The following is a 6,420-nucleotide window of genomic DNA, read 5'->3' on the forward strand; positions in this document are numbered from 1 at the left end:
TTGCGTTGCGCGGCCAACCCCCTCCACCGTCCTTCGGACGCTCCCCCTCCCCGCGCAGCGGGGAGGATCTATTTGCGCCGCGTCGGCCGATCCACCAACTCGCCGCGACAGTTCGGACACACCTCATCGAGGTCATCCGCACAATCCGCGCAGAAGGTGCATTCGTGCGAGCAGATGAACGCGCCATGCGCTGCCGCCGGCAGCGGCGCGTCGCATCGCTCGCATGCCGGCTTCATTGCCAGCATCAGGCCGCCGCCTGCCGCACCGCGTCGCAGATGCGGTCGACCACCTGTTCGACATGGGCGGCGTCCTCGCCCTCCGCCATCACCCGGATCACCGGTTCGGTGCCCGACGCGCGCAGCACCAGCCGTCCGCGCCCGGCCAGTTCCGCCTCGACGCCGGCAACGACATCCTTCACCCGCGGATCGTCGAGCGGCTTGCCCCCGGCGAAGCGCACATTCTTGAGCAGCTGCGGCAGCGGGTCGAAGCGGTGCAGCACTTCGCTGGCCGGTGCGCCCGATCGCTGGATTTCCGCCAGCACCTGCAATGCCGCGACCAGCCCGTCGCCGGTCGTCGCATAGTCGGACAGGATGATATGCCCCGACTGTTCCCCCCCGACATTATAGCCCGACGTCCGCATCTTTTCGAGGACGTGGCGGTCGCCGACGGCGGTGCGCACCAGTCCCAGCCCCTGCGCCGCCAGATGCCGCTCCAGCCCCAGGTTCGACATGACGGTGGCGACGAGGCCGCCGCCCTTCAACCTTCCGGCGCGCGCCCAGCTGGCGGCGATGGTCGCCATCAGCTGATCGCCGTCGATCACCTTGCCCGCTTCGTCGACCACGATCAGCCGGTCGGCGTCACCGTCCAGCGCGATGCCGACCTGCGCGCCCGATGCGACGACCGTTTCCGACAGCGTCTGCGGCGCGGTCGATCCGACGCGGTCGTTGATGTTCTTGCCATTGGGGGTCACGCCGATCGCGATGACCTCCGCGCCCAGTTCCCATAGCGCCGAGGGGGCGACATTGTACGCCGCGCCATTGGCGCAATCGACGACCAGCTTCATGCCGTCCAATCGCAGGTTTTCGGGAAAGGTCGACTTGGCGAAGTGGATATAGCGTCCGCGCGCGTCCTCGATCCGGTTGGCGCGTCCGATATCACCCGGCGCCGACAGCTCGATCTCGCTGTCGATCAGTTCCTCGATCGCCAGTTCGTCGGCATCGGACAGCTTGTAGCCGTCCGGGCCGAACAGCTTGATGCCATTGTCCTGATACGGGTTGTGGCTGGCGGAGATCATCACGCCCATATCGGCGCGCATCGAATGGGTCAGCATCGCCACCGCCGGGGTCGGCAGCGGGCCGACCAGCACCACGTCCATGCCGACCGAAGTGAACCCCGCGACCATCGCATTTTCGAGCATATAGCCCGACAGGCGCGTGTCCTTGCCGATCACCACGCGGTGCCGGTGATCGCCCCGGCGGAAGTGCGCGCCTGCCGCCATGCCGATGCGCATCGCCATCTCGGCGGTCATCGGCTTGGTGTTGGTCAGCCCGCGAATCCCGTCGGTGCCGAAATATTTCCTTGCCATCGTCACATACGCCTTCAGGTTGAGCGTTCGGTTGGGCGGGGTATTACCGCCACTTTTGCAAAAGGGCGAGCATGTCGCAGGCGACACGAATATTGGCGGGACTGGGTGCGGGGCTGGCGCTGGGCGTTTTCCTGGCGGGACAGTCGCCGGACACCGCCCTGTCGGGCATCGCCATCGCCGAACCGATCGGTACGGCGTGGCTGAACGCGCTGCGCATGACCATCGTGCCGCTGGTCGTCGCGCTGCTCATCACCGGCATCGCCCAGACGGCGGAGGCGGCGCGCGCCGGGCGGATCGCCACCCGGTCGCTGCTGCTGTTCATCGTCATCCTGTGGACGTCGTCGGCGCTGGGCGCGCTGTTCACGCTGACGCTGCTCGACCTGTTCCCGCTGGGGCAAACCGCCGCCGAAGCGTTGCGCTCGACCTTCGGCACGGCTGCGCCGGCCGCGAAGGTGCCGCCGTTCACCGACTTCCTCGTCGCGATCGTGCCGACCAATCCGGTATCGGCGGCGGCGAACGACCAGTTCCTGCCGCTGATCCTGTTCACGCTCGTCTTCGGCTTTGCGCTGACGCGCCTGCCGCAGGACAATCGCTCGGTGCTGGTGCGGCTGTTCCAGGCGATTGCCGACACGATGCTGATCGTCATCAACTGGGTGCTGTGGCTGGGGCCGATCGGCGTGTTCGCCCTAGGCTATGTCGTCGGCGCGCGGGCGGGCACGGCGGCGTTCGGCGCGCTGGTCCATTATGTGCTGGTACTGATGAGCGTCGGGATGGGCGTCTGGCTGCTCGCCTACCCGCTGGCGCGGATCGGCGGACGCGTGCCGATCGGCCGTTTCCTGAAGGCGACGGCACCGGCACAGGCGGTCGCGATCTCGACGCAAAGCTCGCTCGCCTCGCTGCCGGCGATGCTGAAGGGGGCGGGCGATGTCGGCGTGCCGGTGGCGACGTCGGGCGTGGTGCTGCCGATGGCGGTGGCGCTGTTCCGTGCGACGGGACCGGCGATGAACCTCGGCGTCGCGCTCTATGTCGCGCATGTGTTCGGCGTGCCGCTGGGGGCGGGGCAGATCGCGGCGGGGATCGCGGCGGGCGCGATCACGACGATGGGCGCGGCCAGCCTGCCGGGGCAGATCAGCTTCGTGTCCTCGATCGCGCCGATCGCGGTGGCGATGGGGGTGCCGGTCGAACCGCTGGCGCTGCTGGTCGCGGTGGAGACGATGCCGGATATCGTGCGGACGCTGGGCAATGTGACGATGAACGTCGCGGTGACCGCGACCATCGGCGAGCGCGTTGGGGGTTCGGCGACCAGCGAGGCGGATGTGATTCTCGCGGAAGGCTAAGAGGCCAGAAGGGAAACGTCATCCCAGCGAAGGCTGGGATCTCCCGGTAAGGGAGCGCGCGTATCGTCGCGGGAGACCCAGCCTGCGCCGGGGTGACGTTTGCGGCCAGCACCCTACTTCATCAGCACCAGCTCTTCCGCCATGGTCGGATGCAGCGCGACCGTCTGGTCGAACTGATCCTTGGTCAGCCCGGCCTTCACCGCGATCGCTGCCGCCTGCAAAATCTCCGGCGCGTCCGGCCCGATCATGTGCAGGCCCACGATCCGCCCGGTCGTCTCCTCGCAGATCATCTTGTACAGCGCGCGTTCGTTGCGGCCGGCCAGCACGTTCTTCATCGGGCGGAAGTCGGACAGGTACACCTTGACCGAGCCCAGCGTGGTCTTCGCCTCGCCCTCGGTCATGCCGACGCCCGCCATCGGCGGATGGCTGAACACCGCGCTCGGGATACAGTCGTAATCGACCGTCACGTCCTTGCCGCCATAGGTGCGGTCGGCGAACGCCTGGCCTTCGCGGATCGCGACCGGGGTCAGCTGCACCCGGTTGGTGACGTCGCCGACCGCATAGATGGACGGGCAGGTCGATTGCGCCTTGTCATCGACCTTCACCGCGCCCTTGTCGTCCAGCTCGACGCCCGCGCTCTCCAGCCCCAGCCCCTCGGTGTTCGGCACGCGCCCAGTCGCGAACATCACCATGTCGACCGTCACCGGCTCATGCCCCGACATCTTGACGGTCAGGCAGCCATCGTCGCCCTTCTCGATCCCCTCGAACTCGGCGTGGAAGCGGAACTCGATGCCCTTGGTCATCGAAATCTGCAGCAGCCGGTCGCGGATCGATTCGTCATAGCCGCGCAGGATGACGTCGGTGCGGTTGATCAGGATGACATGCGCGCCGAACTGGTGGAACACGCCCGCGAACTCGTTGGCGATATAGCCCGCGCCGGCGATCAGCACCCGCTTCGGGATCGCATCCAGATGGAACGCCTCGTTCGAAGTGATGCCATGCTCCGCCCCCGGACAGGACGGCACCGCCGGCTTGGCCCCGACCGCGATCAGGATGCGCTCGGCCGTCACCTCGCGCCCGCCCGCCAGCTTGACCGAATGCGGACCGGTCACGGTCGCGCGTTCGTGAATGATGTCGACGCCGTGATTCTCCAGCGTGCTGGTGTACGCGCCGTTGATCCGGTCGACCTCGCTCAGCACATTGTCGCGCAGCCGCGGCCAGGAAAAGTCGCATTGCGGCGGCACGTCCCAGCCGAACGCCTTCGCATCGCGCAGATCCTCGGCGAAATGAGCGCCGTACACCAGCAGCTTCTTCGGCACGCAGCCGCGGATGACGCAGGTGCCGCCGACGCGATACTCCTCCGCCACCGCCACCTTCGCGCCATGCGCCGCCGACACGCGGGCGGCGCGGGTGCCGCCCGATCCCGCGCCGATGACGAAGAGGTCGTAGTCGTAATCGCTCATGCAAGTCCTGCCCGTGCCAGAAGGTCGTTGGTCGACGCATCGAACGTCTGACCACCCTGATCGGCTGCCTTCGCCATTTCCTTGCCCAGCTCGACACCGAACTGGTCGAACGGGTTGATGCCCAGCAACGCGGCATTCACGAACGTCCGCGCCTCATAGAACGCGATCAGCGCCCCCAGCGTGCGCGGGTCCAAATCCTTCAGCAGGATCGTCGACGACGGCCGGTCGCCGGCATAGGCGCGCGCCGGATCGGCATTGGCCTTCCCCGCCATCAGCGCCGCCCCCTGCGCAAAGGCGTTAAGCAGCAGCTGCCGGTGATGCGCCGGGTCGAGGGTGTCGCCCGCCTCGACCACCGCGACGAATTCCAGCGGCACGATGCGCGTACCCTGATGCAGCAGCTGGAACACCGCATGCTGGGCATCGGTGCCGACCCCGCCCCAGGTGATCGCCGCCGAATTGCGCCCCAGCGGCTCGCCGGCCGCCGTCACCGACTTGCCGTTCGATTCCATCTCAAGCTGCTGGAGATAGGACGGCAGCAACCGCAACCGCTCGTCATAGGCAAACGTCGCCCGCGTCTCGCAACCCTTCACCTGCGAATAATAAAGGTCGGCAAAGGCCGCCAGCACCGGCGCATTCTTCGCCGGTTCGCTCAAGCGGAAATGCCGATCCATCTCGGCCGCGCCTTCCAGAAGTTCCTCATAGGCCTGGAACCCCAGCGCCAGCGCGAACGGGAACCCCAGCGTCGACCACAGCGAATAGCGCCCGCCGACCGACTCGGCGAACGGCAGCACGCGGGTTTCGTCGACGCCCCATTCCACCGCGCGGTCGGGCGAGGCGGTCAGCGCGATCACGCGGCCATAAGGGTCCTCGACCCCGCCCTCGCGCATCCACGCCATCGCCGATTCCGCGTTCAGCATCGTCTCGGTCGTGGTGAAGGTCTTGGACGCGACGACCAGCAGCGTGGCGGCGGGGTCGAAGCCCTTGACCGCCTCTTCCATCGCCACGCCGTCGACGTTCGACACGATCGCCACGTCATACTTGTCCTCGTCACGCCCCAGCGCGTCGAAGATCAGGTCGGGGCCGAGCGCCGACCCGCCGATGCCGACATGCAGGATGTGGCGTACCGGCCCGAACGCATCCGCCTCGATCGCGTCGATCACCTGCCGCATCCGCGACTGGAACGCGCGCGCCTGTGCGACATCGTCCGGGTTACCCTCGCCGCGCTCGGCGGTATGGGTCGCAGCGCGCCCTTCGGTGACATTCACCACCTGCCCGGCGAACAGCGCGTCGCGCTTCGCCGCCAGCTCCATCGTCGCGGCCAGCCCGGTGAACGCGTCGATCGCCGCATCGTCCAGATGGGTCTTCGCGAAATCGAAATGCAGCCCGCCGACATCGACGGTCAGCTTGGCCAGCCGGTCGGGATCCTTTGCGAACAATTCGGTGAGCTTCGTGCTGCCAAGCCCCTCGATCGCGGACCAGTCCTGCATCGCCATATCGTCCCTCGTCATGTCGTCGGTTAGGATGCCGTCGCCCTAGAGCTGACCAAGGGGGCAGGTCCACTCCCTTCTATCGTCATGCCGGCGCAGGCTGGCATCTCCCTGAGCATCTCGATACGCCTGCCCGATGCGCGGGGGCTGGACCTACATCATGGCGAACCGCCGGTTCGGCATGACCTATGTCGGGGTGACGGCCGACCTTGCCGCGCGGGTGTGGCAGCACAGGCGGGATAGTGGGTCTGCCTATTGCCGGAAGTACGGTATCAGGACGCTGGTTCTCGCGGAAAAGCATGATGATATCGAAAGCGCTATCCGGCGGGAGAAGGCGCTCAAGGCGTGGCGGGCCGAATGGAAGCACCAGTTGATCGCAGACGCCAACCCGGAATGGCGGGATTTGTTCGACGACATCGTTTGAGCCGAGAAAGACCCCAGCCTGCGCTGGGGTGACGTAAATGGGAAACGGCCCTGCCCCAAACCTCACCCCAGCGAAAGCTGGGGTCTCCCTCGGCTCCTGCCCGATCACCCGACAAACCCCCACC

General features: G+C 67.1%; 6 protein-coding genes. 2 read left to right on the forward strand and 4 right to left on the reverse strand.

Features of this window, described 5'->3' with window-relative positions; all coding sequences use genetic code 11:
• Positions 1-68: 68 nt before the first annotated feature.
• Entirely contained in the window at positions 69-245 is a 177-nt protein-coding gene (locus CA237_RS00945; RefSeq protein ID WP_084401176.1) for a DUF1272 domain-containing protein, read from the reverse strand.
• Positions 245-1,585, reverse strand: a complete 1,341-nt coding sequence (glmM, locus tag CA237_RS00950; protein ID WP_066686914.1) for a phosphoglucosamine mutase — start codon at positions 1,583-1,585, stop codon at positions 245-247. The genes CA237_RS00945 and glmM overlap by 1 nt, the downstream gene beginning before the upstream one ends.
• 71 nt (positions 1,586-1,656) lie before the next feature.
• Here glmM and CA237_RS00955 point away from each other — a divergent pair, with 71 nt between their 5' ends.
• Positions 1,657-2,922 (forward strand): cation:dicarboxylase symporter family transporter, encoded by a 1,266-nt coding sequence (locus tag CA237_RS00955; protein WP_066686913.1) that lies wholly within the window; start codon positions 1,657-1,659, stop codon positions 2,920-2,922.
• A 113-nt stretch (positions 2,923-3,035) separates the two neighbouring features.
• On the opposite strand, the gene gorA is transcribed toward CA237_RS00955, so the two are convergent.
• The gene (gene gorA, locus CA237_RS00960; protein WP_066686911.1) at positions 3,036-4,385 is read right to left on the reverse strand and encodes a glutathione-disulfide reductase; all 1,350 of its coding nucleotides are present in this window, start codon (positions 4,383-4,385) and stop codon (positions 3,036-3,038) included.
• Entirely contained in the window at positions 4,382-5,872 is a 1,491-nt protein-coding gene (gene pgi / locus CA237_RS00965; RefSeq protein WP_066688021.1) for a glucose-6-phosphate isomerase, read from the reverse strand. Before pgi ends, gorA begins: the two co-directional genes overlap by 4 nt.
• Positions 5,873-6,032: 160 nt before the next feature.
• On the opposite strand from pgi, the gene CA237_RS00970 reads away from it, so the two are divergent.
• The gene (locus CA237_RS00970; RefSeq protein WP_241215400.1) at positions 6,033-6,296 is read left to right on the forward strand and encodes a GIY-YIG nuclease family protein; all 264 of its coding nucleotides are present in this window, start codon (positions 6,033-6,035) and stop codon (positions 6,294-6,296) included.
• Positions 6,297-6,420 lie beyond the last annotated feature (124 nt).

Source organism: Sphingomonas sp. ABOLH (assembly GCF_003951715.1).
GTDB lineage: Bacteria > Pseudomonadota > Alphaproteobacteria > Sphingomonadales > Sphingomonadaceae > Sphingomonas > Sphingomonas hankookensis_A.

What these genes read in the sequence shown, in the direction of transcription:
- gorA (WP_066686911.1), bottom strand. Translation starts at nt 4,385, where the DNA reads ATGAGCGATTACGACTACGACCTCTTCGTCATCGGCGCGGGATCGGGC.
- CA237_RS00970 (WP_241215400.1), top strand. Translation starts at nt 6,033, where the DNA reads ATGGCGAACCGCCGGTTCGGCATGACCTATGTCGGGGTGACGGCCGAC.
- glmM (WP_066686914.1), bottom strand. Translation starts at nt 1,585, where the DNA reads ATGGCAAGGAAATATTTCGGCACCGACGGGATTCGCGGGCTGACCAAC.
- CA237_RS00945 (WP_084401176.1), bottom strand. Translation starts at nt 245, where the DNA reads ATGCTGGCAATGAAGCCGGCATGCGAGCGATGCGACGCGCCGCTGCCG.
- CA237_RS00955 (WP_066686913.1), top strand. Translation starts at nt 1,657, where the DNA reads ATGTCGCAGGCGACACGAATATTGGCGGGACTGGGTGCGGGGCTGGCG.
- pgi (WP_066688021.1), bottom strand. Translation starts at nt 5,872, where the DNA reads ATGCAGGACTGGTCCGCGATCGAGGGGCTTGGCAGCACGAAGCTCACC.